Here is a 26,649-nt window from a genome sequence, read left to right on the forward strand (position 1 = left end):
GCGCCCGCCTCGGTGCGCGGGGTCGGCAGACCGTCGGGGGTCCGCGCCCCCGCCTGGTCGGTCGCACCGGTCGCACGGTCGTTCGTCGGTTCGGGGGAGCCTTCGGCACTGCCTTCGGGGATGCCCATGGTGACGACCATATCCGGGCCCGCCGCGCCTGTGCTCACGTCCGCACGGGCTCGCCGCACGCGTGTTCCGCGAGGGCGTCGGCGCGGGGCAGCCCCATCCGGCGGTAGGCGTCGAGGGCGGCCCGGTGCGCGGCCACGGCGCCGGCCTCGTCGCCGAGGGCGTGCAGGGCGTTGCCGAGCAGTTCCTGGCTGCGGGCCGTCTCCACCGGATCGCCACAGGAGCGGGCGAGCGCCAGCGCCTCCTCGTGCAGCCCGGGTGCGGACCCCGGGTCGCCCAGCGAACACCGGGTCTGCCCGAGGTTGTTGAGCGCCTCGGCGAGGTTGAGCTGCTCGTCCGACGTGCGGAACAGCGCCAGCGCCTCCTCGTGGAACGGGAGGGCCTCGGCGGGCCTGCCCTCGGTCCGGAGCACGGTGCCGAGGTTGCCGAGCGCGATCCCCTCGCTGGCCAGGTCGTCGAGCTCCCGGCCGAGGACGAGCGCGGCCTCGAAGTGCTCGCGCGCGCCTGCGTGGTCGCCCATCTCCAGGAGCACCAGGCCGAGGTTGTCGGTGCTGATGGCCTCGCCGACGCGGTCGTTGGCCTCCCGGTCCAGGAGCAGCGCCCGGCGGTGGTGGTCGAGTGCCTCGTCGAGGCGCCCGAGCAGGCGCAGGACGACCCCCAGGTTGTCGTGGCAGATGCTCTGTCCGGCCGCGTTGTTCAGCCGGACGTCCAGCTCCAGCGCGCCGCGGTGGTGCTCCAGGGCCGTCGCGAAGTTGCCCAACCGGCGGTGGATCAGCCCCAGGTTGTTCGCCGCGATCGCAGCGGTCGCTTCGTCCCCGACGGCCCGGCTCAGCGTCAAGGCCTCGTCGAAGTAGCGCAACGCGGCCGCGAGTTCACCGGTCCGGCCGCTGACCGCGCCGAGGTTGGTGAGGGTGGAGGCCATCTGCGAGCCGTGGTCGCCGGGAGCCGCGCGCAGCACCTCCAGGGAGCGGGTCAGATGGTCCAGGGCCGGTGCGTAGCTACGAAGCTGAAGGTAGGTCAGGGCGAGGTGCCGCAGGGCTGCGGCCTCGGCCAGGGGGTCGCCGAGCGACTCGGCCAGGCGCAGCGCCCGTTCGTGCAGCACCAGCCCCTCGGCCCCGTGGGCGCCCCGCTCCAGATAGCGGGCCAGCACCGCGGAGAGGTCGATGACGCGCTGCGGGAGGCCGTGCTCCGCGGTGACCTGCTGGGCGGAGACGGCGACGAGGTTGGCGCGTTCCAGGTCCAGCCAGCCGAGCGCCGTCTCGCGGTCCGGGAAGCCGGGGTGCTCGGCCGGGGGCACCTTGATCTCCGGGCGGCGGTACCGCTCGTGCGGGTAGAGCGCGTCCATGGCCAGGGAGGAGCGGGAGAGGTAGTGGTCCAGCACGCGTCGTAACGCGTCCGTGCGCCGGTCCTGCGGCAGCCGCGCCGCGTGCGCGGCGCTGTGGACGCGCAGCAGGTCGTGGAAGGTGTAGCGGCCGACGCGGCGCTGCTCCAGCAGGTTGGCGTCGAGCAGCTCCTCCAGGCAGTCCTCGGTCGGCCCGGCCGACCGGTCCAGCAGCGCGGACGCCGCGGCGACGCCGATGTCCGCGCCGGGGTGCACGCCCAGGAGCGCGAACGCCTCGCGTTCGTCCGGTTCGAGGTGGTCGAAGGAGGCCTGGAACGCGGCGGACACGTCCAGGTGGCCGCTGGCGAGCTCGTCCAGCCGGCCCCGCTCGGCGCGGAGCCGCTCGGCCAGCACTGCCACCGTCCAGGCCGGCCGGTGCCGCAGCCGGGCGGCGGCGATCCGCACCGCGAGGGGGAGCCGACCGCACAGGCCGACGACCTCGGCCACGGCCTCCGGTTCGGCGTCCGCGCGCGGTCCGACGATCCGCCGGAACAGCGTCGTCGCGTCGGGCATGTGGAAGGGGGCCAGGGAGAGCGAGACGGCTCCCTCCAGACCGAGCAGGCGGCGACGGCTCGTCACCAGCACCAGATGCCCCGCCGTGCCCGGGAGCAGCGGCCGGACCTGCTCCGCGTCGGCGGCGTTGTCCACCAGCAACAGCGTTCGCCGGTCCGCGAGTTCGGCCCGCCACCGGGCCGCGCGCTCCTCCAGGCCGGACGGCACCGCGGCCGGGTCGCAGCCGTCGGCCCGCAGCAGGGTGTCCAGCGCGGCGAGTGGCCGAACAGCGCTCTGGCCGGGCGTGTGCGCGTGCAGATCCAGATAGAACTGGCCGTCAGGGAAGCGGTCCGCCAGGCCGTGCGCGACGTGGAGCGCCAGCGCGGTCTTGCCGACGCCGGCCATGCCGTCGAGGGCGACCACCACCGGCGCCTGTCCCGCCGGTTCGAGGGCCGCGGCCAGGATCGCGGCGCTCTCCTCGTCCCGTGCGGTGAAGTCCGCCGGTGCGGGCGGCAGGTACCGGCGTCCCGGCCGCCGAGACGGCTCCGCCGGCGTCTCGGGCGCTGCGGACGCGGACGTCGCCGTACCGGGGTCGCCGGCGCCGCCGGCGACCCCGGTACGGGCTACGGTCCCCGTTCCGGCTGAGGCGGGGGCCGGGGCTGTGCCCCGCGCCGAGGCGGCGGCCTCGGCCGACGGCAGCGAGCGCGACTCGTCGCGTGCCTGCGCGATCCGCTGCCAGCGCGCCCGCCAGCTCGCCGCCTCGGGCGGCGTCACGCCGCAGGCACGGACCAGGGCGAGGCAGACCTCCAGCCGCGGCAGCTCCCGCCGGTTCGGGTTGAGCGCGTCGGACAGGGTGCTGCGCGCGACGCCGCTGCGCCGCTGGAGCTCCTGCAACGACGGCTGGCCGGCCGTCACCTTCAACGCCCGCAGGTCGCGGATGTAACCGGTCACGCTGTCGACCGGTCCGCCCGCCTCAGGGCGTGGCTGTTCCCCCGTCATGTCGTCCCCCCATGTTCGGCCGGTCGCCGCAGAGCCGCGGGCAACCGGATCCGTCCGGACCTGACCGAGTTCATTGTCGCTCAGCGGTCAACGCATTCAGACTCATTTACGGACAGAGAGCCATCCGAACCCGCCTCGGCACGTCCGGTACTGACGGGGACCGGTCGGGGCGGTCGGCCGTTTCTGGGGGGAAACGGCCGAGACGGAGGCGTTCCGGCCCCGCGGGGGAGCCGGGGCGCCTCCGTTCTGCCGTGTGCGCGGAGTGAGCGCCCGCACCACAGCGCGCGACTTGGCGCGACACGATGTATGCGGAGCATAAGAGTTCCGCTCCTAGGCGGTAACCGTGGTGTCACGGCCCCTGTCTGAGGACCCCTTTCGGCGCTACGTTCGCGACAAAAGGGGGGACAGGTCATGGAATGGATCGTTCCGGGGTATCGGCATACCCGGGAACTGGGTTCGGGCGCGAGCGGCCGTGTGGTGCTCGCGTTGCACGAGGCCACCGGCACGGCTGTCGCGATCAAGTACCTCGGTGACGAGCTCCGGGCCGACCCGGACTTCCTCACCGAGTTCCGCGACGAGGCCCGACTGCTGGGCGACCTCGACAGCCCGTACGTGGTCCGGCTCTTCGAGTACGTCGAGGGCCCGGCCGGCGCGGCGATCGTGATGGAGCTCGTCGACGGCATCGCCCTGCGGGCGCTGCTGAAGCAGGCCGGGGCGACCGGCCCGGAGGCGGCGCTCGTCGTGCTCAAGGGTTCGCTGCTCGGGCTCGCCGCGGCCCACGCGCTCGGCGTGGTCCACCGCGACTACAAGCCCGAGAACGTCCTGGTCGCGGCGGACGGATCGTCGAAGCTCGTCGACTTCGGCATCGCGGTGAAGTCGGGTGACGAGGGCGGCATCGCCGGCACCCCGCCGTACATGGCCCCCGAGCAGTGGACGGGCGACCCCGCGTCGCCCGCGGCCGACGTCTACGCGGCGACGGCGACCTTCTTCGAGTGCCTCACGGGCTCGCGCCCGTACCCCGGCGTCACCTTCGCCGAGCTCGTCGTCCAGCACACCACCGCGCCCATCCCCGACGAGCTCGCGCCGGAGGCGGTTCGCCCGCTCATCCGACGTGGCCTGGCCAAGCACGCGACCGAACGCCCGGAGAGCGCGGCGGCGTTCGTCACCGAGCTGGAAGCGGTCGCGGGCGCTGCCTACGGCCCGCAGTGGGAGGAGCGCGGCCGCAAGCGCCTCGCCGCGATGGCGGCGCTGCTGCCGCTGCTGTTCCCCTCGGCGGGCGGCGGAGCGGCGACGAGCGGCACGACCGCCCTGGCGAGCACGGTGCTGCGCTCGGGCCGCCCGATCGTCCGGCGGATCCCGCGCCGGGTCGCGGTCGGCGCCGGTGTCGGCGTGGTCCTGGTCGGCCTCGTGGGCGGGGTCGCCCTGGCGGGCACCAACGGCAACCTGCCCCACGTCACCGGCGGCCCCACCCCGGTCGCGGTCACCTCCATCACCCCGACGGGCGCGGTCTCGGTCACGGCAAGCCCGTCCGCGTCAGTGTCCCCCTCGGCCTCGCCCTCGGCCTCCGCGAGCCCGAGCGCGAGCTCCTCCCCGAGCGCGGGCGCGAGCCCGTCCTCCTCCCCGACCACGCCCTCCACGCCGACGACGTCGCCGACCAAGCCTGCGCCGCCGACGACGTCACCGAGCAGCTCGCCCACGCCGCCGAAGCCTCCCGCGCTGCAGGTCTCGCAGCTGTCGGACGTGGCCGGTTTCAGCCAGGGGACGGCCCAGACCGTCTACGGCTACGCGGACACCAACACCACGGGCGCCTTCTCGATGACGGCGGTCTGGTACATCGACACGGTGTCGGGCGAGGAGATCGTCAGTCAGCAGACGATCCCCCTGTCCGGCAGGACCAGCTACGGCCGGGTGCGGTTCTCGGTCACACTCCCGCAGGGGAACTGCCTGGGCTTCGGCGTCCACCTGACGACGAACCCCGCCGCCGCCAACGGCACGGTCACGGCGACCGGTGAGGAGACGTGCATCGGATGAGCGACAACCGCGAACCCCAGGACTCCGTGCCCGACGGGGGCACGATGCACCTGCGCCTGCCTCCGGAGGACACTCCGCCTGCGCCGCAGGACGCCGTGCCGGACGAGGTCGGCACGGTCCGGCTGGGCCGTGCGGCGGCCGACCCGGACGTCATCCCGACGGTGCGCTTCCCGGCCGAGCCGGAGGCGATGCCGACGGTGCGGCTGCCCGCCGCGCCTGACGTCGTCCCGACCGTGCGGCTCGGCGGCGACCCGGCGGTGGTGCCGACGGTGCGGCTGCCCGCCGGGTCGGAGGCCGTGCCGACGCCCACCCTGCAGATCCCGGTGGAGCCGCAGGCCGCGCCCGCGCCCGAGCCGACGCTGCACATGTCCGTCGGCCCGACCGTGGCCGAGGCCCTCGCGTCGATCCCCGCGCCCGCGCCGGTGCCCGCGGTCGAGACGACCGGGCCGGCGCCGGATCAGGGGCTGATCAGGTTCGGTCCCGGGGTGCCCGACCCCAAGACCGCGCGGACGGTCGCGGTGTGGCGGGGCGAGGTCGCTCCCCAGCCGCAGGCCGAGGAGAAGAAGCGGCGGCGCGGGTGGCTCTTCTGGGTGCCCGTGCTGCTGGTGTTCCTCGCCCTGCTCGGCTGGTGGCTCGACGGTCTCCTCGCGCCCCCGCAGATACAGCTGACCGGCGCGTCCGTACAGGTCGCCCCGGCCACCGTCGGCTGCGGCGGCAAGGCCACCATCACCGCGACCGTCACCACCGACGGCCGCGCGGGCAGCTTCCGCTACCGCTGGACCCGCAACGACGGGACGGACAGCGGGCTGCTCACCGAGACCGTCGCCGCCGGGACCCGGCAGGTCCAGCTCCCGCTGATCTGGACGCTGTCCGGACCGGGCACGTTCGGTGGGAAGGCCACTCTGCAGATCCAGGACCACCCGACCCTCACCGAGACGGGGACCTTCACCTACTCCTGCGCCGGCTGAGCGCCCGTCAGGGCGTCCAGCTGCTGCATGAACCAGGCCGTCGGCGGAAGCGCGGTGCTCGCTTCCGCCAGGCGCTTGCTGCGGCCCGAGCGCTCGTCCTCCGGCATGGTGAGCGCCGCGTGCAGCGCCTCCGCCGTCTGGATCACGTCGTAGGGGTTGACCGTCAGCGCGTCCTCGCCCAGCTCCGCGTGCGCGCCCGCCTCGCGGGAGAGCACGAGGGCGACGCCCGCGTCCGAGACGACCGGGACCTCCTTCGCGACGAGGTTCATGCCGTCGCGGATGGGGTTGACCAGCGCGACGTCGGCCAGCCGGTAGGCGGCCAGCGAGCGCGGGAAGTCGTCGTTGACGTGCAGGATGACGGGCTGCCAACTCGGGGTGCCGAACTCGTCGTTGATCTCCTGTGCGGTGCGCAGCACGGCCGCGGTGTACTCGCGGTACTCCGGCAGGTCGTGCCGTGACGGGTACGCGAAGGCGATGTGCACCACCCGGTCCAGCCACTCGCTGCGGGTCCGCAGCAGGTGCTGGTACGCCTGGAGGCCGCGCACGATGTTCTTGCTCAGCTCGGTGCGGTCCACCCGCACGATCGTGCGGCGGTCCCCGACGGCCTCGCGCAGCGCCGCCAGTCGCGAGTCCACGTCGGAGCGGTGGGCGCGCTCCCGCAGGAACTCGGCGTCCGCCCCGAGCCCGTGCACGCCGAGCCGGGTGGCGCGACCGGCGTAAGTGACCACCAGGTCCTCGGAGACGGTCGCGCCGAGCACCTCACGGCAGCAGTCCGCGAACGCGCGGGCCCAGCGCTCCGTCAGGAACCCGGCGTGGTCCGCGCCGAGGATGCCCGCGAGTACCTGCGGGGCCACGTCGTCGGGGAGCAGGCGGTAGTAGTCCGGCGGGGCCCAGGGAGTGTGCGAGAAGTGCGCGATCCGCACGTCCGGGCGCAGTTCGCGCAGCAGCCGCGGTGTCAGTGACAGGTGGTAGTCCTGGACGAGTACCGCCGCACCGGGTTCGGCGCAGGCTGCCAGCGCCTCGGCGAAGGAGTGGTTGTACGCCTCGTAGGAGGCCCACTCGCGGCGGAACTGCGCGCCGAAGACGGGCTTGGTCGGCGTGTCGTAGAGGAGGTGGTGGACGAACCAGAGCGTCGAGTTGGCGATGCCGTTGTACGCGCGGGCGAAGGTGCCCGCGTCGATGTCGAGCATGCGGACGTCGGGTTCGGTCAGGCCCTGCCGGGCGGCCGTGCGGTCGGCGTCGGACAGGGCCGCGCAGACCCAGATGCTGCGCTGCCCGGTGCCGATGGCGGAGAGGCCGGACACCAGCCCGCCGCCGCCCCGGCGTGGTGTCAGCGTGCCGTCGTCCTCGGCCGTGAACGAGACGGGACCGCGGTTGGACGCGAGGACGATCGGGGCGGTGGTCGAAGCCATATCAGTCACCCTTGCCTCTCAGAGATGCGGGCAAACCTCCCGCTGCACGGACCCCTGCCGGGCCCGGTACTCGGGTACGGACGCCATCGGCGGGCGTTCCACCGTGACGACCTCGGTGCTGTGCGGGGTGAACCCGGCGGCCGTCCGGGTGAACTGCACGAGCTCGGGGCGCACCGTCTCCTCGGGGGTCTTCAGCCGCTCCAGCGCGGTGCGGTAGATCGTGGCCGCCATCCGGCCCAGCGCCTGCGCGTCCTGGTGGCGGTGGCGCCGCACGCCCACGTCGACCTGAGCGAGGCCGTCGAGGCCGACCAGCCCCAGCGCGTCGACGAGCAGGCCGAGCTCCACGCCGTAGCCGGTCGGGAACGGCAGCCGCTCCAGCAGCGAGCGGCGCGCCGCGTACTCGCCGCCGAGCGGCTGGACGAAGCCGGCCAGCAGCGGCCAGTGCAGGTTGAGCAGCGGACGGGCGACGAGCTCGGTGACCCGCCCGCCGCCGGCGGGTATGGAGCCGGTCTCGGTCTCGAAGGGCCGGTCGTACATCGCCTTGACGAACGCCACGTCCGGGTCGGTCAGCAGCGGTCCGACGATGCCGGACACGAAGGCGGAGTCGAAGGCCCGCAGGTCGGAGTCGACGAAGCACACGATGTCGCCGCTGGTGGCCAGCAGCGACCGCCACAGCACCTCGCCCTTGCCGGGCTCGACGGGCAGGTGGGGCAGGATCTGATCGCGGTGCACCACCCGCGCGCCCGCCGCCTCGGCCTCGTGCGCGGTGCGGTCCACCGAGCCGGAGTCGACCACGACGAGCTCGTCCACCAGTGGCACGGCCTCGACCAGGTCGCGGCGGATCGTGGCGACGATCTCGCCGACCGTCTCCTCCTCGTCGAGCGCGGGCAGCACCACGCTGACCGTCAGGCCGCTGCGGCGCTTGGCCTCCAGCAGCGCGGGCAGGGGCCGGGCGGCCGCGCTCCAGGATCTGCGGCTCAGCCAGTCCTCGACCTGGTCCAGCACGGGGCTCCCTCGGGTCCGTCTCGGATGCTGTTCGGTTCTCTGTCGCGGTTCTGTCCTGCGGGGCCCGGTCGCCCACGGTGACCGTCTCGCTTCTCGGACGGCAGTCGGCGCGCGGTGGGCCTTCGGTTACAGTCTTGAGGACGAGGTGTGGTCATCGCACATTGGGGTCCACCTCCGACAAATGCGACGCGCTCTGCAGTGCGCCGCCATAGCGCTCATCCAGAGGGACTGAGGGAACGGCCCGTTGACGTCCCGGCAACCCCCCTGCCATGCGGCGCGGCGTCGAAGGACCCGCGGCCCGGCCGGGAAGGTGCCAATTCCGGCCCGTGGCGAGACGCGCCCCGGGGAAGATGAGGAGAGAGAGGTTCTCGCCATCATGGCTCCTGTCAGCCAGTCTGTCGCACCCGACGCCTTCGGCCCCGCCGTCGCCCTGTCCTGTCGCGAGTGCGGAGCACGCACCCCCCTCGCACCGAACTTCGCCTGCACCGAGTGCTTCGGCCCGCTGGAGGTCGCCTACGAGCTCCCGGCCGGCGACCCGGAGGGTCTGCGCAAGCAGATCGAGAACGGCCCGAACAACATCTGGCGCTACGCCCCGCTGCTGCCGGTCTCCCCTGATGTCGCTGAGCGCCCGAGCCTGAACCCCGGCCTCACCAAGCTGGTCAAGGCGAACAACCTCGCCCGTGAGCTGGGCATCACCGGCTCGCTGCACGTCAAGGACGACTCAGGGAACCCGACCCACTCCTTCAAGGACCGGGTCGTGGCCATCGCCGTCGAGGCGGCCCGCACCTTCGGCTTCACCACGCTCTCCTGCTCCTCCACGGGGAACCTGGCCGGCGCCGTCACCGCCGCCGCCGCCCGCACCGGCCTGCGCGCCTGCGTCTTCATCCCGCACGACCTGGAGGCCGGCAAGGTCGTCATGGCCGCGATCTACGGCGGCGACGTCGTCGGCATCGAGGGCAACTACGACGACGTGAACCGCTTCTGCTCCGAGCTGATCGGCGACCCGTCCGGTGAGGGCTGGGGCTTCGTCAACGTGAACCTGCGCCCCTACTACGGCGAGGGCTCCAAGACGCTGGCCTACGAGATCTGCGAGCAGCTCGGCTGGCGGCTGCCGGACCAGCTGGTCATCCCGATCGCGTCCGGCTCCCAGCTGACGAAGATCGACAAGGGGCTCAAGGAGCTGATCGCCCTCGGCCTGGTCGAGGAGAAGCCCTACAAGATCTTCGGTGCCCAGGCGCAGGGCTGCTCCCCGGTCTCCGCCGCCTTCAAGGCCGGCCACGACGTGGTCCGCCCGCAGAAGCCGAACACCATCGCCAAGTCGCTGGCCATCGGCAACCCGGCCGACGGCGTCTACGTGCTCGACATCGTCAGGCGTACCGGCGGCGCGGTCGAGGACGTCACCGACGAGCAGGTCGTCGACGCGATCCGGCTGCTGGCCCGCACCGAGGGCATCTTCGCCGAGACGGCCGGTGGCGTGACCGTCGGCGTGCTGCGCAAGCTGATCGAGAGCGGTCAGCTGGACCCGGCTGCCGAGACCGTCGTCCTCAACACCGGCGACGGCCTGAAGACCCTGGAGGCCGTGGCGGACGCCGCCCGCCCGACCGCCGTCATCCGCCCCACCCTTGACTCGTTCCGAGAGGCAGGCCTCGCATGAGCGTCACCGTCCGCATCCCCACCATCCTGCGCACCTACACGGGCGGCAACGCCGAGGTGAGCGCCGAGGGCGCGACCCTGGCCGAGGTGATCAAGGACCTGGAGGCCAACCACACCGGCATCTCGGCCCGTCTTCTGGACGACGGCGGCAAGCTGCGCCGCTTCGTGAACGTCTACGTCAACGAGGACGACGTCCGCTTCGCCGAGGGCCTGGAGACGGCCACCCCGGACGGCGCCGGCGTCTCGATCATCCCGGCGGTCGCCGGCGGCTGCTGAACCCTACTGTTCGGTCAGGTGCGGAGGCCCGGCCACCCCTTACCGGGGTGGCCGGGCGGCTGTCATTTCCGGAGGTTTAAGAGGAGTAGAGTGCTCCTGTCCCGTCCTACGAGACGGTTGACGTGCTCTTTTTCATTCGGCGACATGTCGGGAATCGCCCGATATGCCCGGCCCGAATCGTTCCCATTCGGCGACGCTCGCCGCTTATGTCTCATTACTCCCCGTGAGAATTGGCCGTCGAATGCTCTGTTGCTGAGGGCATCGGAGTGGATACATTCAGCGTCGGCCGAGCAACGGCACTGCACCCCGCAGCGTCCGGTTCCGGCCCGGTCCGCGGTGTGCGGACCGTGAAAGGGCCAGTAATAGGGGAGTTTGGAATGGCTCAGGGCACCGTCAAGTGGTTCAACGCGGAGAAGGGGTACGGCTTCATCGCGGTCGACGGTGGTGCGGACGTGTTCGTCCACTACAGCGCGATCCAGATGGACGGGTACCGGTCGCTCGAAGAGGGCCAGCGGGTGGAGTTCGAGATCTCGCAGGGCCAGAAGGGCCCGCAGGCCGACATGGTCAAGGTCATCGGCTGAAGCGCCACCACCACCGCTGACTCGGCAGCGATCGCTGACTGAATCAGGACCCGCAGAGCTCGTTCCAGACGAAACGATGCATCCACGCAGGTCTTTCGAAGGACCCCTGCCCCGTTCGCGGGCCGGGGTCCTTCGTCTTGTCCCGGGAGTCGCCGGGTTCGGGTGAGCTGCTTGCACTCGACGGGGTCGAGTGCTAATCATTGGCGTTAGCACTCTGAGGTAGAGAGTGACAACGGGCCGGGTCGGTGAGGCCCCGGGCGAGGCGGGACGGAACCGCCGAAGGCCGGAGCCGTCCGTCGCGGGCGCAGGCGCGGTCCGAAGCAGCCAGTCTGTCCAGGAGGACCGCTTCCATGGCCAAGATCATTGCGTTCGACGAAGAGGCCCGTCGCGGCCTCGAGCGCGGTATGAACCAGCTCGCCGACGCCGTCAAGGTCACGCTGGGCCCCAAGGGCCGCAACGTCGTTCTGGAGAAGAAGTGGGGCGCCCCCACGATCACCAACGACGGTGTCTCCATCGCCAAGGAGATCGAGCTCGAGGACCCGTACGAGAAGATCGGCGCCGAGCTCGTAAAGGAGGTCGCCAAGAAGACCGACGACGTCGCGGGTGACGGCACCACCACCGCGACCGTGCTGGCCCAGGCGCTCGTCCGCGAGGGTCTGCGCAACGTCGCCGCCGGCGCCAACCCGATGGCCCTCAAGCGCGGCATCGAGAAGGCCGTCGAGGCCGTCTCCGCCCAGCTGCTCGAGCAGGCCAAGGACGTGGAGACCAAGGAGCAGATCGCCTCCACCGCCTCCATCTCCGCCGCCGACACCCAGATCGGCGAGCTCATCGCCGAGGCGATGGACAAGGTCGGCAAGGAAGGCGTCATCACCGTCGAGGAGTCCCAGACCTTCGGTCTGGAGCTGGAGCTCACCGAGGGTATGCGCTTCGACAAGGGCTTCATCTCGGCGTACTTCGCCACCGACCTGGAGCGTATGGAGACGGTCTTCGAGGACCCCTACATCCTCATCGCCAACTCCAAGATCGGCTCGATCAAGGACCTGCTCCCGCTGCTCGAGAAGGTCATGCAGTCCGGCAAGCCGCTGCTGATCATCGCCGAGGACGTCGAGGGCGAGGCGCTCTCCACCCTGGTCGTCAACAAGATCCGCGGCACCTTCAAGTCCGTCGCGGTCAAGGCCCCGGGCTTCGGTGACCGTCGCAAGGCCATGCTCGGCGACATCGCCATCCTCACCGGTGGCCAGGTCATCTCCGAGGAGGTCGGCCTCAAGCTGGAGAACGCCGGTCTCGAGCTGCTCGGCCGCGCCCGCAAGGTCGTCGTCACCAAGGACGAGACCACCATCGTGGACGGCGCCGGCGAGAGCGAGCAGGTCGCGGGCCGCGTGGCCCAGATCCGCGCCGAGATCGAGAACAGCGACTCGGACTACGACCGCGAGAAGCTGCAGGAGCGCCTGGCCAAGCTGGCCGGTGGCGTCGCCGTCATCAAGGCGGGCGCGGCCACCGAGGTCGAGCTCAAGGAGCGCAAGCACCGCATCGAGGACGCCGTCCGCAACGCCAAGGCCGCCGTCGAGGAGGGCATCGTCGCCGGTGGTGGCGTGGCCCTGCTCCAGGCCGGTGTCGCGTTCGAGAAGCTCGAGCTCGAGGGTGACGAGGCGACCGGTGCCAACATCGTGCGCGTCGCGCTCGAGGCCCCGATCAAGCAGATCGCGACCAACGCCGGCCTCGAGGGCGGCGTCGTGGTGGAGAAGGTCCGCAACCTGCCCGCGGGTCACGGCCTGAACGCCGCGACCAACGAGTACGTCGACCTGATCGCATCCGGCATCATCGACCCGGCCAAGGTGACGCGCTCCGCGCTGCAGAACGCGGCGTCCATCGCCGCGCTCTTCCTCACCACCGAGGCCGTCATCGCCGACAAGCCGGAGAAGGCCGCGGCCGCGCCGGCCGGCATGCCGGGCGGTGACATGGACTTCTGATCCTGACGGGTCACGAGTTCTCAAGGCGGCCATCCGACCCGTGAGGGTCGGGTGGCCGCCTGCTTTTCGTCGCCCTGTGGGAACGGTGCGCCCCTGGGGTCGGCGCATCGTCCCTCTGAGAGAGACTGGCGGTATGGAGACTGCACTGGAGACGGCCCTGCACGGGGCGCGGAGCGCGCTGCTGAGGGATCTGACCGCGAGGGACGTCGCGGATGCCGCGATCGTCTCGGTGCTGGAGGACGCGATCGCGCAGCGGCGGTGGTGGGTCGAGCAGTGGCCGGACGGGGTGGACTACCTGCTGGGGCTGGTCGCGCAGGACGTGCAGGACGCGCTGCTCGAGGGCTGGGGCCGCTGGCCGCTGTGCACGGAGTGCGCCGCTGAGGGGGATCCGCACGCGCTCGCCGTCGAGCCCGAGCTCGGGCCGGATCCGCACTGGGTCTGCGGCAAGGAGGGGCGAGCCGTCGCGGCCGTCGGCGAGCTCGCGCCGTGATCCTCATCGACCCTCCGACCTGGCCCGGCCACGGCCGGCTCTGGTCGCACCTGGTCTCCGACGCCTCGTACGACGAGCTGCACGCGTTCGCGCGCCTGCTGGGCGTGCCCGAGCGCGGCTTCGAGCGCGACCACTACGACGTGCCGGAGCGGCTGTACGCGCAGGCGCTCGCGCTCGGGGCGACCCCGGTGCGCAGCCGCGAGATCGTCGCCCGGCTCTCGGCCGCCGGTCTGCGGCGGCCCAAGCACCGGTAGCGGCGGCGAGCCGCTACCGCATCAGCTTCTGCGCGGTGAGCCAGCTGCGCAGCTCCTCCAGCTGCACTTCGCTGAGAACGCGGGCCGGGATGGCCCGGGTGCGGACCGTCTGGGTGCCCTCGACCACGAGCCAGCCCCGCCGCAGCTGCACGCGGCGCACCGCGGGCCAGCGGATCTGCGTCGACTGGAACTGGTCGCGCATCGACAGTCCGACGTCGGTGAAGCGCAGGTTGGTCGGAGAGCCGGGCCGGGGCAGGTTCCGCAGGGCGTAGCGGATCCCGTACACCGTCCAGGCCAGGCAGAGGACGCCGACGAGGGCGAGCGTCCCGCGCGCGGGATGCGCGGCGCCCGGTAGGGCCGCGACCACCACCGAGGTGAGTCCCACGAGCAGTGCGGCCACGACGTAGACGCCCTGCTGGCGCAGCCAGTAGCGGCGTGCTTCGCCGTGCTGGTACTCGAACTCGGTCTCGATATCCATGCACCCCACCCGGCAGCCCAAGGGACTCACGTAACGGGCGGCACCTTATCGCGCAACCGTGCAAGCTCGGAACGGAGGTTCGTTTCCGCGCGGGGTCCGAAGGTGGCCTGGGCGGCTTGGGTCCGGTACAGGGAGGGCTTCTTGGTGAGCAACTGCTCCAGGATCGCGGCCCGGCCCTGGCGGAAGTCCTCCTCGGGGACGAACGCGTACTCGGCGCGGACCGCCGCCGTGTACCCGGCGTAGACCTGCGGGGGAGCGCCGAGGATGGCCAGGTCGGCGTCGCACAGCACCTCGCCGTTGCGGTCGTCCGGGGCCGGATCGTGCGTGGCCGTCAGCCGCACCAGGCGGGCCACCTCGGCGATGGCCTCGTCGGAGACGCCCAGCTCCGGCAGCACCTTCTCGGCCAGCCGCGCGCTGCGTTCCTCGTTCTCGCTGCGGTCCGGGGCGTAGATCGCGTCGTGGAACCAGGCGGCGAGGCGCACCAGGTCGGCGTCGTCGGCGTGGCCGGCCAGCCGGTCGATCACCTGCAGCGTCGCGGCGAGGTGGCGCAGGGTGTGGTACTTGCGCTGCGGTTCCGACCAGCGCCGCAGCAGATGCTCGCCGTAGGGCTCCGCCTCCGGCGCTGCGAAGAGCGCGGTCCAGCGGGTGAGCAGAGCCTCGGCGAGGTTCTGGTCGGGATGCGACGACGACTCGGGCATAGGGACATTGTGGTACGGACGCCGCCCCGTTCGCTGGCGATGCGTCGTAAGCCGCGCCGTCGCTGTCGCCGCGTCGCGCCAACGGCTAGGGTGTCCGTATTGGACTAGACCTGTTGGTCCGTTTTCGGAGCGGAGCAGAGAGGCTGCACATGAGCGATCGGGCGATCTTCGAGGTCATCGCGACGTCCGCGGAGGACGCCGTCGCGGCCGCGGCGGGAGGGGCCGACCGCCTGGAACTCGCCGGCGAGATGGCGGCCGACGGGCTCACGCCCGACCTCGCCGAGTTCGTCCGGATCAGGGCCGCGGTGCACGTGCCGCTGCGGGTCATGCTCCGCGACGGCGACGGCTTCGTGGTCCGCGACCTCGACGCGCTCTGCGCGAAGGCGCAGGCGCTGCGCGCGGAGGGGGCGGAGGAGTTCGTCCTCGGCTTCCTCACTCCCGAGGGGGAGCTCGACCTGGCGTCGGTGCGCACCCTGCTGGACGCCATCCCCGGCTGCCGGTGGACCTTCCACCGCGCGCTGGACAACGCGGCCTCCCGCGAGGACGTCCGCGCGGCGATCGACGGCCTCCCCGGCCTGGACACCGTGCTCACCGCCGGCAGCAGCGCGGGCGTGGCCTCGGGCATGGACGTCCTCGCGCAGGAGGCGTCCCGCGCGGGCGCCCCCGGCTACCGCCCGCGGATCCTCGTCGGCGGCGGCCTCAAGACCCCGCACATCCCGCGCCTCCGCGCGGCGGGCATCGACGGCTTCCACGTCGGCACGATGGTCCGCAGCGCGGGCTGGACCAGCCCGCTGGACGCCGGCCTCGTCCAGCAGTGGCGCCGCCTGCTCGACGCCGAGCCCGTCGCCGCGTAGCTGATACGCGGGCTCGCGAACGCGGGGGGCCGCACATCAGCGGAGCCTGGCGCCCTGAGGCAGGCAACTGGCCCTTCGGGGTTACCCGAGCGCCGTCGGCAGGGGGCGGGTGTGGAGGACGTCGAGGCCGGAGACGGCGCGGGTGAGGCAGACGTAGAGGCGGCGCAGGCCCGTGCGGAGGTCCGCCTCACCGTCGACGATGGCGGCGGGTTCGTCGAGGACCACGTAGTCGTACTCGAGGCCCTTGGCCAGTGACGCCGGGACCAGGGTGAGCCTGCTCTCCGCGTTCGTCTCCGTTCCGGGCTCCAGATACGGCAGCCCGGCTGCCGTCAGCGCCGCGCCGAGGACCGGGATCCGGGCGTCCGCGGCGACCAGGCCGATGCTGCCCTCGTGCCGCAGTGAGGCCTGGACCGCCGTCACGACGGCGTCGGTCAGGGCCGGCGGGGTCGCCGGGGCGAGCGCGGAGGCGGCGTCCAGCGCGTCCGCGTCCTGCGGCGCGGTGGAGCCGTCCACGCGACGGATGGTCAGCGTGTCGGCCGCGGTGCGGATCGAGGTCGCGGGCGCCAGGCCGGGCGCGATCGCGGGGAGGAGCCGGGAGGCGTAGTCGATGACCTCGCCGGGGACGCGGAAGCCGGTCGTCAGCTCCTCCACGCGCGAGCCGGGCTTGCCCAGGTGGTGCAGGGCGGTCGCCCACGAGTCGGTGGACCACGACGTCGTGCCCTGCGCGATGTCGCCCAGGATCGTCGCCGAACCCGTCGTGCAGCGTCGTCCCACCGCGCGGTACTGCATGGGGGAGAGGTCCTGCGCCTCGTCGAGGACGACATGGCCGAGCGAGGAGGTCCGCTCGACCAGGTCGCGCGCCTCGTCGACGAGGGTCGCGTCGGCGGGCGTCCACGGAGCGGTCTTGACGCTCCGGCCGGGCTTGGGCCACAGCACCGTCGCCTGCTCCTCCGGCGTCAGCAGACCCTCGGCGCACTGCGCCAGGAACTCCGGCTCGGAGAGCAGCCGCAGCACCAGCTTGGCCGGGTCCACCGGCGGCCACAGCGCCTTGGCGGTCGCCTTCACGGCGGGGTTGCGCGCGACGGCGTCCTGGACGCGGTCGTCGGGGGCCTCGCCCGCCTGCTCCATCTTCACCAGCACGGCGTGCGCGATCCGCTGCGGGAGCGCGGCCTGGGCCGCGCCGTAGCGGATGTCGCGGTCCATCAGCTCGCGGACGATCTCCTCCAGTTCGTAGGAGGCGACGCGCCAGCGGCGCGAGCCGCGGACCACGACGCAGCCCTCCGTCGGCAGGGTGATGCCGGACCGGACGGCGCGGCGCAGCACCTCCGCCATCCGCGCGTCGCCCTTGAGCCGGGCCGCCTCGGTGGAGTCCTCGCCGCGCAGCGGGACGTGGGCGACGAGCTCCTCGACGGTGGCCTGGGCGACGTCCAACTCGCCCAGCGCCGGCAGGACCTGCTCGATGTAGTGGAGGAAGGACCGGTTCGGGCCGATGACGAGGGTGCCGGTGCGGGCGAGGCGCTCGCGGTGGGCGTAGAGCAGGTAGGCGACACGGTGCAGGCCGACGGCGGTCTTCCCGGTGCCGGGCGCCCCCTGGACGCAGACCGTGCCGTGCACGTCGGCGCGGACGATCTCGTCCTGCTCGGGCTGGATCGTCGCGACGATGTCGCGCATCGGGCCGACGCGCGGGCGCTCGATCTCCGCCGTGAGCAGCGCGCTGGCGCCCTGCTGCTCCTCCGGGTCGGTGAGGTGCTCGTCCTCGTAGGCGGTCAACTCGCCGCCGGTGTAGCCGAAGCGGCGGCGCAGCCCCACGTCCATCGGGTCCTTCTTGCTGGCCCGGTAGAAGGTCTGGGAGACGGGCGCGCGCCAGTCGATGACCATCGGGTCGCCGTCGCCGTCGTGGACGTGACGCCGGCCGATGTAGAACTGCTCGCCGTCGCCGCCCTCCGCCAGATCCGCGCCGGGCGCGGTCAGGAAGTCGAGCCGGCCGAAGAAGAGGGGGGTGTCGGCGAGGTCGGCCAGGGCCTTGATGCGGTCGTCGATCTCCCGGGCGAGGATCGCGGCGTTGACCCAGTTGCCGGTCACGTCCTTGATGTCGAGCGCCTCCACGTCCTCGCGCATGGCGCGCAGCGCGGCCCGGGAGGAGGCGAGATGGGCGCGCTCGCGATCGAGCGGGTTCGTGGGGGCGGGGGTGTGCGCAGGCACGGAGGAGCCTTCCCGGCTGCGGAACACCGGGGGTGTCCGGCGCGCAGCGGTCTCAAAAGTCTGCGGTGGAATTTGAGAGCCACCCGGTTTCCGTCCGGGCGGCGCCTCCCCACGTGCGTCCCCGGGGAGGCGGCAGACCGGACACCCTATACCCACGAACGACCGGTGGGCGAATCCCTTTTTATCCAGCGGATATCAGGGGTAACCCTGACGTGCGGACGAGGCCGTGTCCCTCTGCGGGATGAGCCCGAGGGCCCTGCGGAATGGGCCATTGGGCTGACGATTTCAGGGGGCCGGAAATCTAGCGTGGAGACATGGCTACCGCACCCATCGACCCCCGCCCCCGTACCCCGCATCCGCACGTCGTCGCCGGTGGCGCCCCCAAGGCGGCGCGCAAGCCGCGCAATCCGATCGCGGCCTGCGCCCGCGGCGTCGGCATCCTCGCCGCCACGGCCTTCTCCGTCGTCGTCCTCGGCCATGACGGCCTTCCCGAGGATGTGCTCAAGCAGGCCTGACCGGGCGGCCGGTCACAGCACGTCGTCCGCGTCCACGATCCGGTAGGCGTAGCCCTGTTCGGCCAGGAACCGTTGCCGGTGCGCGGCGAAGTCCTGGTCGATGGTGTCCCGGGCCACGACCGAGTAGAAGTGCGCCATGTGCCCGTCCGCCTTGGGACGCAGCACCCGGCCCAGCCGCTGGGCCTCCTCCTGGCGTGAGCCGAAGGTCCCCGAGACCTGGATCGCCACCGTCGCCTCGGGCAGGTCGATGGAGAAGTTGGCGACCTTGGACACCACCAGCACGCTGATCTCGCCCTCCCGGAAGGCGTCGAACAGCTTCTCGCGCTGTGCGTTCGTCGTCTCGCCCTTGATGACCGGCGCGTCCAGCGCCTCGCCGAGCTCGTCGAGCTGGTCGATGTACTGGCCGATGACGAGCGTGGGCGTGCCCCGGTGCTTCTCGACCAGCGCCTGGGTGACGCGGCGCTTGGTCGCCGTGGTGGCGCAGAACCGGTACCGCTCCTCCGGCTCCGCGGTGGCGTAGGCGAGCCGCTCGGAGTCGGTGAGGGTGACCCGCACCTCGCAGCAGTCCGCGGGGGCGATGTAGCCCTGCGCCTCGATCTCCTTCCACGGGGCGTCGAAGCGCTTGGGCCCGATCAGTGAGAAGACGTCGCCCTCGCGTCCGTCCTCGCGCACCAGCGTCGCGGTCAGGCCGAGGCGGCGGCGCGCCTGCAGGTCGGCGGTGAACTTGAAGACCGGCGCGGGCAGCAGGTGCACCTCGTCGTAGACGATCAGACCCCAGTCACGGGAGTCGAACAGCTCCAGGTGGGGGTAGACGCCCTTCCGCTTGGTCGTCATCACCTGGTACGTCGCGATGGTGACCGGGCGGATCTCCTTGCGCGCGCCGCTGTACTCGCCGATCTCCTCCTCGGTGAGGGAGGTGCGCTTGACCAGCTCGTGCTTCCACTGGCGGGCGGAGACGGTGTTGGTGACCAGGATCAAGGTGGTCGCCTTGGCCTTGGCCATCGCGGCAGCCCCGACCAGCGTCTTGCCGGCGCCGCAGGGCAGCACGACGACGCCCGAGCCGCCGTGCCAGAAGCCCTCGGCGGCCTGCTCCTGGTAGGCGCGCAGCTTCCAGCCGTCCTGGGCCAACTCGATCGGGTGCGCCTCGCCGTCGACGTAGCCGGCGGTGTCCTCGGCCGGCCAGCCGAGCTTGAGCAGCATCTGCTTGATCTGCCCGCGCTCGGAGGGATGCACGACCACCGTGTCCGGGTCGATCCGCGGGCCGACCAGCGGAGCGATCTTCTTGGACCGCAGCACCTCCTCCAGCACCGGCCGGTCGGTGGCGGTCAGCACCAGGCCGTGCACGGGGTCCTTGCTCAGCCGGAGGCGGCCGTAGCGGTCCATGGTGTCCGCGATGTCGACCAGCAGCGCGTTCGGCACGGGGTAGCGGGAGAAGCGCACCAGCGCGTCCACGACCTGCTCGGCGTCGTGCCCTGCCGCCCGCGCGTTCCACAGGCCGAGCGGCGTTACCCGGTAGGTGTGCACGTGCTCGGGCGCCCGCTCCAGCTCCGCGAACGGCGCGATGGCGCGCCGGCACTCGTCGGCCAGGGTGTGCCCGGTCTCCAGCAGCAGGGTCTTGTCGGACTGAACGATCAGCGGCCCGTCGTGCACGTGCGTCTCCTCCGGTCCGGGCGATGGCCAAACACCCAGTGTCCCGCATCGCGCGGCGGAGCGGAAAGCGGATGCCGTTACAGCTTGTCGATGGCGGTGAGGTCGATGTCGATCGGGAAGGGGACGTCGAGGACGAGACGGTCGTGGTGGATGCCGGTCAGGACATAGCTGCGCTTGTCGGGGTCGAGCTGGTAGGTGCTGAGGACCGGCCGGTTCTCGCCCGCAGGACTGTCGACGAGCCAGTAGTGTCCGATCCCCGCGCGGGCGTACTTGTGGGGCTTGGTGTCCCGGTCACGGGACGCGGACTCGGGGGAGACGACCTCGATCGCCAGCACGACGTCCTCCACCCCATAGCGAGTCCTGCCAGGTCCGGTAGCCGTTGCCTTCACCACGCACACATCGGGTACGGGTGAGTTCTGGCGGTCTATGACGACCGCCATTTCGCGCCGCACCCGCAGATCGTCGGGCACGAGTGCCCGAAGACCGGCTTCCAGCAGGAAGAGCATCAGGGTGTGGAACTCCTTCTGCGGACTCACGAAGACCAGGCTCCCGTCGATCAGCTCTGTGTGCGGCGGGAGGTCTGGCAAGGTCAGCAAGTCGTCCACGGTGTAGCCGCCCTCCGGCGGGCGAGGCCAGGGGTACGGCCAGTCGTGCATGGGCTCAGCGGTCATGGTCCCTCCCATGGACGGGATTCAAGCGCTCGGTCCCACGGTAGCGGCGGGCAGCGACGTGCACACCACACCTTCGGGTGAGGACGAACCGTTTCGCGGCTCGCCGTGGGGCCTCGGCCGTTACGCCTCGTCGTCGGCCAGTTCCGCGACGCCGGTGATGCGGTGCAGGGAGAAGGTGCGAACCTCCTCGTGGACCTGGTCGAAGGCGGTGACGAAGCCGCCCTCGACGCGGACGGGTTCGATGACGCGCTGGCTGGCCGCGCCGTCCGCGTTGACGTATCCGATCCAGACGGCGTCGCCGGTGAGGACGGCGGTCTGGAGGGTGGCCAGGGTCTCCGCGGCCGGGGTGCGGGGGAGCGGCCCCGGGGTCGGGACGCGGTGGCTCACCGTGGCGGCGCGGTCGCCCGCGCGAATGGCCTTGACCGCGGCGGTCAGCAGGCCCTGGGTGACCGGGGGCGGGCCGTCGGGGACGGGCGCCGGAGGCGTGCGCGGGGGTGTGCGGCGCGCGTCCGGGCGAGTGATCATGACGTCGCCCTCGGCGGTCTCCGCCGCGGGGGCGTAGCCCATCGTGCGGAGCTGCCCCAGCACCGTTGCCGGATCGGCCTGCGCGGCCAGCACCGTGGGGGCGAGGCGGCGCAGCCGCAGCTGCGCCGCGCGGCGGTCCGCGAGCAGCTCGTCCAGCAGGGCGTCGTCGTCGCAGCGCAGGTACGCCGAGGCCGCGCCGACGCGCAGTCGGCCGTGGCGGCGGGCCACGTCGTCGACGAGGTAGGTCAGCGGCTGCGGCACCGGCGTGCTGGAGTGCTCCGCGAGGAAGGTGTGGAGCTCCGCCGCGCTGCGCCCGGCGTCGAGGGCGCGGCGGACGGAGTCGGGGGTGAAGCGGTAGACCGTCGCGCCGCCCTTGGACTCCACGTCCGCCGCGACGGCGAGGGTCTGCGCCAGCGGTGTGCGCAGCGGGCCGGGGGCGATCGCGGTGAGGTCGGGCTGCAGGATCACCTGGTCCAGCGGCTCCGGCAGCAGCGGGGCCAGGCGGCCGAGGACGGACGCCTCGTCGCCGTCGAGGAGCGGCAGAGCGAAACGCGCGAGCGCGCCGCGGCCGGTGAGGCCGAGATCCTCGGCCTCCGCGACCGTCCAGGCGACCAGCTGGTCGCGCAGCTCGCCGCCGCGCAGCGGGTGCTCCCAGGTGATCCGGGCCGTCAGCGCCCGCACGTCCGCCGAGCTGCCCCCCGGCAGGGAGGCCAGCAGGCCGAGCACGTCACGGCGCAGCACCGGCGCGAGCGCGCGGTCGAGGCCGCTGCCGAGCGGAGGGAGCACCTTGTCCTTGGCGTCCTTGGTGCCGACCAGCGCGGCCACGCGGGTCGCGGCGAGCCAGGCGCGGGCCAGCAGCAGCCACCGCTCCGCGACGGGCCGGCGCAGCCACTCGTCGTAGGCGGGGGTGGGCGCCCAGCGCTCCTCCACCTCGCCGTCCGGGGCCACCAGGCCCGCTCCGTAAGCGAGTTCGAGCCAGAAGGCGGTGCCGGGCTCGGAAAGGTCCAGGGCCTGCGCGGTGCGCCGCAGGTCGCGGACGCCGAGACCGCCCGCGCGCAGCACCGAGGGCGACTCGGTGCTCCACAGGCTCAGCGCCTCCTCGACCGTCCGCACGGCCGTGAACGCCTGCGCGGCGGCCGCGTGGTCCGCCTGATCCGGCTCGACGCTCCGGGCCGAGGTCACCGGCGGCGCGACCGGCTCCACCTGACGGTGGGCCAGGCCGCCGCGCAGATGCAGGGCGACCTCGCGGGGGAGCACCACCGCGTCCCGGCCCGCAGGCAGCAGCAGGCCGCAGGCCTGGAGCCACTCGACCGGGGTCCGCGCGTCCGCGGCCCGGACCACGCGCGGCGGGGACGCGCCGAACGGCGGCCCCCAGGTCAGCTTGGACAGCACGCCCCGCGCGCCTTCCGGCGCGCGGGCGAGCAGCGCGTCGGCCCGCTTGCGGTCGGCGAACAGACTGCTGAGCGCGGCCAGCGCGCTCACCTGGTCGTGGGTGCTGGGCAGCCCGGCGTCCGCGAGCATCCCCTGCAGTCGGGCCGGGGACAGCCCCGCGCCCGCCTCCGCGTACAGGGGGCCGAGGCCGGTCGGCCCCGACTGCCCGCCCGCCGGGGCCAGCACGTCCCGCGCGGTGCGCACCAGCCGCAGCCGCTCCGGCCCGCCCCAGACCAGCGCCGCGTCGCGCAGCGCCGCCACGGCGGGCTCGAACGCCGCCTCGACCTCCGGGTCCTGGTCCGCGCCCAGCAGCGCGCGCAGCTGCGGCGGCGTGCACGGGTCCGCCGCCACGGCCAGCGCCTCGGCGACCTGGAGGGTGAACCGGTCCAGCCGCTCCAGCGCACGGATCACACTGGCCCGCGTCGCACTGCGGGTGGCCAGTTGGCTCAGGTCCGCGGGCACCGGGTGCACGAGATCCGGCCGCGCCCGCAGCAGCGCGGCGAGCGCGGCGTCGTCGCGGCCGCGCAGGTCCTCGGCGAGGGTGCGGGGCAGCGTGCGGACGCCGTCGTGCGACTCCTCGGTTCTCCCGGTGCTCATCCGCCTCAGATTACTTGCTGCGATGCGGGGCGGCCCCTGACCGACCGCGAGTACGGCAGCGGTTCTCCGGGTAAGGCCGTGACGTCTGCACGACGCACCCTAAGCTGACGCCGGCGGTGGTTGCGGGGAGGGCGGGGAAGCGCGATGGGCATCGAGAGCGAGCAGCTGGTCTACGACTATCTGAGCCGTGTGGGCGATCTCGCCGGCCAGACAGGGGGCCTGACGGCGGCGGAGCGCGTCCGCCTCGTGAACGACCTGCGCCAGGCCATCGACTCCCAGCGGGCCGCCAACTCCTCGTCCGCGCGCTCTTCCTCGGCGCGCGCCGAGGTCGGCTCCGTGCGCAAGATCCTCGCGGGCCTGGGCACGCCGGAGCAGGTGGTCCGCCGCGCGGCCGGGGGCGGCGGCGCGGTCGGCTCCGGTCCCGCGGTCCCGACGGCCTCCGCCCCGGGCCCGTCGGCACGTACGACTCCCTCCGTTCCCAGATCCGTCCCGACGCAGGGCGGCGCGCCGTCGCTCGAGGGCCGCGCGGAGTTCGTCCGCGCGGACGCCGGCAGCGTGCCGGCGACGGGCGCGCAGTGGTGGACCTTCGAGTCCGGCGGCGGAGGCTTCCCCGGCGCGGGCGGCGTTCGGATGATCCAGCCGCCCGGCTGGTCGGGATCCTTCGAGGGCGACTTCCTCGTCCCCGAGGGCACGGCGGTCGTCGACCCGGTCACCGGCCTCCCCGCGGCGCAGCCCGCGGCGGCAGCGGCGGCGACCGGCGCGGGCGTGAACGGGCTCGGCGACACCGGCCGGCAGGCGGCGGCGCAGCCGAGGCCGGGCCTGCTCCGACGGCTCCGCGGCGGCGCGACGGCGGGCGCGGCGGGTTCCGTGCCCCGCGCGCCGATCCCGTTCGTGGAGGCCCTGGCCACGCTGGTGCTGGTCGGCGGCGCGGTGACGGGCCTCTGGTACATCGCGATCCTCGGCTGGCTCCTCGCCTACGCGGGCCGCAGGTTCGGCCACGGCGTCGGCCGGGTCGCCGCCCTGTGGATCCCCGGCCTGATGGCCGCGGCCTGCGGCTTCTGGCTCTACAGCAAGTCCGGCCACACGGGCCACCCGGCCCTGACGAACGCGCAGGTCGCCACCGCGACCCACAACGCGTACGCGTTGTGGCTCCGCGGTTCCTCGGCCCTGTCCGCCGCCTTTCTCGCCTGGCGCATCACCCGCCGCTGACTCAGCTCCGCGCTAGGCGCGGGGCTCCGTTGACGTGCGGCCCTCCCTCAGCCTTCGGCCGGGAGGTGCCCCCGGCGTGGGCGCGACCAACCACCCACGTAGCTAGCGCTCCGAACGCGCAGGGCCATCCGCACAGGGTGGTTCGTGCCTCAGGGCACCCGCACGGCTGACGTGAGCCGCAGGTGCGTCTCGGTGCGCAGCGTTCCCTCGGAGTCCCGGAGGTCGTCGAGGGCGGCGAGGGCCGCCGCCTTCGCCGCGGCGCGGCGGTCCGGGGGGATCTTCTCCAGCCAGATCCGGCGCCCCGACGACCACTGCGAGCGCCACCACTCCTCGCCGCTCTCGATCACCCGCGCCGACGACTCCTCCACCGTCCGCACCTCGGCGAAGCCGCACGAGCGGAACAGGTCCGCGATCGACTCGGCGGAGTCGAACGCCGGGTGGCCGCCGCGTGCGCCCTGGCGCGGGGACGACGCGGGGACGGGGTCGTCGAGGAAGGCCAGCGCCGCGTCCAGCGGGCGGGTCCAACGGGGGTCGACCAGTCCGCCCCAGCTCGACATGGCGAAGCGGCCGCCGGGGACGAGGATGTGATGCGCCGCGCGCAGCACCGCGGCTGGATCGGGGGTGATGAACATCATCAGCCCGGCCAGCACGGCCTCGAACGAGCCGGAGGGGAAGCCCGGGTCCTCCGCGTCGCCGACGCGGGCGGTGACGTTGCGCAGGCCCCGCCGGGCGATGTCGGCGGCCGTGGCGTGGGCCATGCCGGGGGAGAGGTCGAGGCCCGCCACGTATCCGTCGGGGCCGACCGCCGTCGCGGCGGCGAACAGCACCGCGCCGCGGCCGCAGCCGAGGTCGAGGACGCGGTCGCCCGGGCGCAGGGCGGCGTGTTCGACGAGGCGCGTGCCGCTTGTCTCGAAGAACGCGCGGTCAACCGTCCCGTAGGTGTCCGCGACCAGGTCGAAGCTCTCCGCGATGAAGGCCTTGCGTGCCGCGGCCGCGCGCTCACGCTCGCGTTGCGACCGGTGGTCCCGCTGCTCCTGCGTCGTTGTCGTCGGCATGGTGACATGGTGTTCCCGAGTGACGGGCATCACAAGACTCTTGGCACGTATCGGTCGCTAACCACCCAAGTAGCGCCGCAGTTGAGCCAGGATCAGGTCGGAGCCGAGGTAGCCGACGCCCTGGTTCCAGAGCTGATCGTCGACCGCGTGGGCGCGTCCCGCCTTGACCGCCGCGAGGTTCTTCCACGCGGAGCTGTTCAGCACCTCGTTCGTCTGGGCCTTGGCCGGGTCGCCGTAGGTGGAGTAGAGGATCGTCGTGCCGTCCGCCGCGTCGAGCTGGTCCGTCGTGGGGAGCGGGACCGACTCCGTCGGCGCGTTCTGCGCGGCCGGACGGCCCAGCTGCACGTCGGCGAGCAGGACGCCGAGGAAGCTGTGGGCGGCGATGACGCTCGGGCTCTGGTCCTGGACGAAGCGGACCACGCTGATCTGCTGCCGGTGGGTCGCGCCCGGGCCGCCCAGCGCGGCGGTGACCTCGCGGACGTGGCCCTGGTAGGCGGAGGTGATCGCGTCGGCGACGGACTGCGCGTCGAGGGCCTGCGCGTGGAGCTGGAAGTCCTGCTTCCAGGACGCGCCGGTCGTCTCGGTCAGAACGGTCGGTGCGATCGCCGACAACTGCTGGAAGCGCGTGCCGTCGACGGAGCGGCTGGACAGGATCACGTCGGGCCGCAGCCGCTTGATCGCCGCGAGGTCCGGCGTGCCGACGACGCCGACCTGGCGGACGGGGGAGAGCCAGCCGGTGGGGTAGTAGTCCGGGAGGCCCCTGTCGAAGGCGGGGCGCGCCGCCCCCACCGGCGTGAAGCCGAGGGCCAGCGCGGAGTCGAGCTCCGCGGTGCCGAGCACGACGACCCGTCGGGGCGCGGCCGGGACCTGCACCGGGCCGGTCGCGGCGTGGACGGTTCTGGTGGGTGGTGGCGAGGGGGAGGAACTGCCGGGGGCGGCCTGGACGGCGAGCAGCCCGCCGCCTCTCTGGCTCGACGTCGGGCTGGCGGCGGAGCCGGAGTCGGGCGGGAAGCCGTTGTCGCCCTTGCAGCCCGCCAGCGCGGCGGACGCGCCGAAAGCGCCGAGCGCGCCGAGCAGCGCCCTGCGCGAGTAGGCGCGCGGCATCGGGCCTCCCGAACCTTTCGTC

22 protein-coding genes and 1 riboswitch are annotated in these 26,649 nt (G+C 73.0%); of the genes, 11 read left to right on the top strand and 11 right to left on the bottom strand.

Annotated features, from left to right (window positions below; translation table 11 throughout):
* Positions 1-163: 163 nt before the first annotated feature.
* Positions 164-2,998, bottom strand: coding sequence for a tetratricopeptide repeat protein (locus TR48_RS06410; protein WP_152627825.1), 2,835 nt, complete (start codon positions 2,996-2,998; stop codon positions 164-166).
* A gap of 411 nt (positions 2,999-3,409) precedes the next feature.
* Between TR48_RS06410 and TR48_RS06415 the strand changes: the two genes are divergently transcribed.
* The gene (locus TR48_RS06415; RefSeq protein WP_042364923.1) at positions 3,410-5,029 is read left to right on the top strand and encodes a serine/threonine-protein kinase; all 1,620 of its coding nucleotides are present in this window, start codon (positions 3,410-3,412) and stop codon (positions 5,027-5,029) included.
* Positions 5,026-5,997 carry a hypothetical protein gene (locus TR48_RS44230; RefSeq protein ID WP_052442442.1) on the top strand — a complete coding sequence of 324 codons (972 nt, stop codon included), beginning with the start codon at positions 5,026-5,028 and terminating at the stop codon, positions 5,995-5,997. Before TR48_RS06415 ends, TR48_RS44230 begins: the two co-directional genes overlap by 4 nt.
* Here TR48_RS44230 and TR48_RS06425 read toward each other — a convergent pair.
* Both TR48_RS06425 and TR48_RS06430 read right to left on the bottom strand, forming a co-directional pair.
* The gene (locus tag TR48_RS06425) at positions 5,979-7,409 is read right to left on the bottom strand and encodes an alpha,alpha-trehalose-phosphate synthase (UDP-forming) (RefSeq protein WP_042364924.1); all 1,431 of its coding nucleotides are present in this window, start codon (positions 7,407-7,409) and stop codon (positions 5,979-5,981) included. The genes TR48_RS44230 and TR48_RS06425 overlap by 19 nt on opposite strands.
* Positions 7,410-7,427: 18 nt before the next feature.
* Positions 7,428-8,414: a glucosyl-3-phosphoglycerate synthase gene (locus tag TR48_RS06430; RefSeq protein ID WP_042364925.1), complete on the bottom strand. Its 987-nt coding sequence runs from the start codon at positions 8,412-8,414 to the stop codon at positions 7,428-7,430.
* 212 nt (positions 8,415-8,626) lie between these two features.
* A riboswitch (SAM riboswitch) is annotated at positions 8,627-8,771 on the top strand.
* A 19-nt stretch (positions 8,772-8,790) separates the two neighbouring features.
* On the opposite strand from TR48_RS06430, the gene thrC reads away from it, so the two are divergent.
* The 6 genes from thrC (at position 8,791) to TR48_RS06460 (ending at position 13,638) form a co-directional block, all read left to right on the top strand.
* Positions 8,791-10,068, top strand: a complete 1,278-nt coding sequence (gene thrC / locus TR48_RS06435; RefSeq protein ID WP_042364926.1) for a threonine synthase — start codon at positions 8,791-8,793, stop codon at positions 10,066-10,068.
* The gene (locus tag TR48_RS06440) at positions 10,065-10,343 is read left to right on the top strand and encodes a MoaD/ThiS family protein (RefSeq protein ID WP_042364927.1); all 279 of its coding nucleotides are present in this window, start codon (positions 10,065-10,067) and stop codon (positions 10,341-10,343) included. The genes thrC and TR48_RS06440 overlap by 4 nt, the downstream gene beginning before the upstream one ends.
* 377 nt (positions 10,344-10,720) lie before the next feature.
* Complete coding sequence (locus TR48_RS06445; protein WP_042364928.1) at positions 10,721-10,924, top strand: cold-shock protein; 204 nt, start codon at positions 10,721-10,723, stop codon at positions 10,922-10,924.
* A 350-nt stretch (positions 10,925-11,274) separates the two neighbouring features.
* Positions 11,275-12,894: a chaperonin GroEL gene (groL, locus tag TR48_RS06450; protein WP_042364929.1), complete on the top strand. Its 1,620-nt coding sequence runs from the start codon at positions 11,275-11,277 to the stop codon at positions 12,892-12,894.
* Between the two features lie 133 nt (positions 12,895-13,027).
* Entirely contained in the window at positions 13,028-13,384 is a 357-nt protein-coding gene (locus TR48_RS06455; RefSeq protein WP_042364930.1) for a DUF8819 family protein, read from the top strand.
* Positions 13,381-13,638 carry a DUF4031 domain-containing protein gene (locus tag TR48_RS06460; protein WP_042364931.1) on the top strand — a complete coding sequence of 86 codons (258 nt, stop codon included), beginning with the start codon at positions 13,381-13,383 and terminating at the stop codon, positions 13,636-13,638. The genes TR48_RS06455 and TR48_RS06460 overlap by 4 nt, the downstream gene beginning before the upstream one ends.
* 13 nt (positions 13,639-13,651) lie before the next feature.
* Here TR48_RS06460 and TR48_RS06465 read toward each other — a convergent pair whose 3' ends face one another.
* Complete coding sequence (locus TR48_RS06465; protein WP_042364932.1) at positions 13,652-14,116, bottom strand: YcxB family protein; 465 nt, start codon at positions 14,114-14,116, stop codon at positions 13,652-13,654.
* A gap of 26 nt (positions 14,117-14,142) precedes the next feature.
* Complete coding sequence (locus tag TR48_RS06470; protein WP_042364933.1) at positions 14,143-14,814, bottom strand: HD domain-containing protein; 672 nt, start codon at positions 14,812-14,814, stop codon at positions 14,143-14,145.
* A 149-nt stretch (positions 14,815-14,963) separates the two neighbouring features.
* Between TR48_RS06470 and TR48_RS06475 the strand changes: the two genes are divergently transcribed.
* The gene (locus tag TR48_RS06475) at positions 14,964-15,668 is read left to right on the top strand and encodes a copper homeostasis protein CutC (protein ID WP_042364934.1); all 705 of its coding nucleotides are present in this window, start codon (positions 14,964-14,966) and stop codon (positions 15,666-15,668) included.
* Positions 15,669-15,749: 81 nt separating this feature from the next.
* On the opposite strand, the gene TR48_RS06480 is transcribed toward TR48_RS06475, so the two are convergent.
* Positions 15,750-17,870, bottom strand: coding sequence for a HelD family protein (locus TR48_RS06480; RefSeq protein WP_236652037.1), 2,121 nt, complete (start codon positions 17,868-17,870; stop codon positions 15,750-15,752).
* Between the two features lie 314 nt (positions 17,871-18,184).
* Between TR48_RS06480 and TR48_RS06485 the strand changes: the two genes are divergently transcribed.
* Positions 18,185-18,385: a hypothetical protein gene (locus TR48_RS06485; RefSeq protein WP_042364936.1), complete on the top strand. Its 201-nt coding sequence runs from the start codon at positions 18,185-18,187 to the stop codon at positions 18,383-18,385.
* Positions 18,386-18,397: 12 nt separating this feature from the next.
* On the opposite strand, the gene TR48_RS06490 is transcribed toward TR48_RS06485, so the two are convergent.
* The 3 genes from TR48_RS06490 to TR48_RS06500 all read right to left on the bottom strand — a co-directional run bounded on the left by TR48_RS06490 (position 18,398) and on the right by TR48_RS06500 (position 23,259).
* A complete protein-coding gene (locus TR48_RS06490; protein WP_042364937.1) occupies positions 18,398-20,035 on the bottom strand; it encodes a DNA repair helicase XPB in 1,638 nt (545 codons plus the stop codon).
* A gap of 77 nt (positions 20,036-20,112) precedes the next feature.
* Positions 20,113-20,706, bottom strand: a complete 594-nt coding sequence (locus TR48_RS06495) for a Uma2 family endonuclease (protein ID WP_042365033.1) — start codon at positions 20,704-20,706, stop codon at positions 20,113-20,115.
* Positions 20,707-20,826: 120 nt separating this feature from the next.
* Positions 20,827-23,259: a helicase C-terminal domain-containing protein gene (locus TR48_RS06500; RefSeq protein WP_042364938.1), complete on the bottom strand. Its 2,433-nt coding sequence runs from the start codon at positions 23,257-23,259 to the stop codon at positions 20,827-20,829.
* Positions 23,260-23,403: 144 nt separating this feature from the next.
* On the opposite strand from TR48_RS06500, the gene TR48_RS06505 reads away from it, so the two are divergent.
* A complete protein-coding gene (locus TR48_RS06505; protein WP_042364939.1) occupies positions 23,404-24,468 on the top strand; it encodes a hypothetical protein in 1,065 nt (354 codons plus the stop codon).
* Between the two features lie 149 nt (positions 24,469-24,617).
* Here TR48_RS06505 and TR48_RS06510 read toward each other — a convergent pair whose 3' ends face one another.
* Together TR48_RS06510 and TR48_RS06515 are read right to left on the bottom strand one after the other, a co-directional pair.
* Positions 24,618-25,523, bottom strand: a complete 906-nt coding sequence (locus TR48_RS06510; protein WP_161789785.1) for a class I SAM-dependent methyltransferase — start codon at positions 25,521-25,523, stop codon at positions 24,618-24,620.
* A gap of 57 nt (positions 25,524-25,580) precedes the next feature.
* Entirely contained in the window at positions 25,581-26,627 is a 1,047-nt protein-coding gene (locus TR48_RS06515) for an iron-siderophore ABC transporter substrate-binding protein (RefSeq protein ID WP_042364940.1), read from the bottom strand.
* Between the last annotated feature and the right edge of the window lie 22 nt (positions 26,628-26,649).

The sequence above is a fragment of the Streptacidiphilus neutrinimicus genome (assembly GCF_000787815.1).
Lineage (GTDB): Bacteria > Actinomycetota > Actinomycetes > Streptomycetales > Streptomycetaceae > Streptacidiphilus > Streptacidiphilus neutrinimicus.

What these genes read in the sequence shown, in the direction of transcription:
- TR48_RS06410 (WP_152627825.1), bottom strand. Translation starts at nt 2,998, where the DNA reads ATGACGGGGGAACAGCCACGCCCTGAGGCGGGCGGACCGGTCGACAGC.
- TR48_RS06415 (WP_042364923.1), top strand. Translation starts at nt 3,410, where the DNA reads ATGGAATGGATCGTTCCGGGGTATCGGCATACCCGGGAACTGGGTTCG.
- TR48_RS44230 (WP_052442442.1), top strand. Translation starts at nt 5,026, where the DNA reads ATGAGCGACAACCGCGAACCCCAGGACTCCGTGCCCGACGGGGGCACG.
- TR48_RS06425 (WP_042364924.1), bottom strand. Translation starts at nt 7,409, where the DNA reads ATGGCTTCGACCACCGCCCCGATCGTCCTCGCGTCCAACCGCGGTCCC.
- thrC (WP_042364926.1), top strand. Translation starts at nt 8,791, where the DNA reads ATGGCTCCTGTCAGCCAGTCTGTCGCACCCGACGCCTTCGGCCCCGCC.
- TR48_RS06440 (WP_042364927.1), top strand. Translation starts at nt 10,065, where the DNA reads ATGAGCGTCACCGTCCGCATCCCCACCATCCTGCGCACCTACACGGGC.
- TR48_RS06445 (WP_042364928.1), top strand. Translation starts at nt 10,721, where the DNA reads ATGGCTCAGGGCACCGTCAAGTGGTTCAACGCGGAGAAGGGGTACGGC.
- groL (WP_042364929.1), top strand. Translation starts at nt 11,275, where the DNA reads ATGGCCAAGATCATTGCGTTCGACGAAGAGGCCCGTCGCGGCCTCGAG.
- TR48_RS06455 (WP_042364930.1), top strand. Translation starts at nt 13,028, where the DNA reads ATGGAGACTGCACTGGAGACGGCCCTGCACGGGGCGCGGAGCGCGCTG.
- TR48_RS06465 (WP_042364932.1), bottom strand. Translation starts at nt 14,116, where the DNA reads ATGGATATCGAGACCGAGTTCGAGTACCAGCACGGCGAAGCACGCCGC.
- TR48_RS06470 (WP_042364933.1), bottom strand. Translation starts at nt 14,814, where the DNA reads ATGCCCGAGTCGTCGTCGCATCCCGACCAGAACCTCGCCGAGGCTCTG.
- TR48_RS06475 (WP_042364934.1), top strand. Translation starts at nt 14,964, where the DNA reads ATGAGCGATCGGGCGATCTTCGAGGTCATCGCGACGTCCGCGGAGGAC.
- TR48_RS06485 (WP_042364936.1), top strand. Translation starts at nt 18,185, where the DNA reads ATGGCTACCGCACCCATCGACCCCCGCCCCCGTACCCCGCATCCGCAC.
- TR48_RS06495 (WP_042365033.1), bottom strand. Translation starts at nt 20,706, where the DNA reads ATGACCGCTGAGCCCATGCACGACTGGCCGTACCCCTGGCCTCGCCCG.
- TR48_RS06500 (WP_042364938.1), bottom strand. Translation starts at nt 23,259, where the DNA reads ATGAGCACCGGGAGAACCGAGGAGTCGCACGACGGCGTCCGCACGCTG.
- TR48_RS06505 (WP_042364939.1), top strand. Translation starts at nt 23,404, where the DNA reads ATGGGCATCGAGAGCGAGCAGCTGGTCTACGACTATCTGAGCCGTGTG.
- TR48_RS06510 (WP_161789785.1), bottom strand. Translation starts at nt 25,523, where the DNA reads ATGCCGACGACAACGACGCAGGAGCAGCGGGACCACCGGTCGCAACGC.
- TR48_RS06515 (WP_042364940.1), bottom strand. Translation starts at nt 26,627, where the DNA reads ATGCCGCGCGCCTACTCGCGCAGGGCGCTGCTCGGCGCGCTCGGCGCT.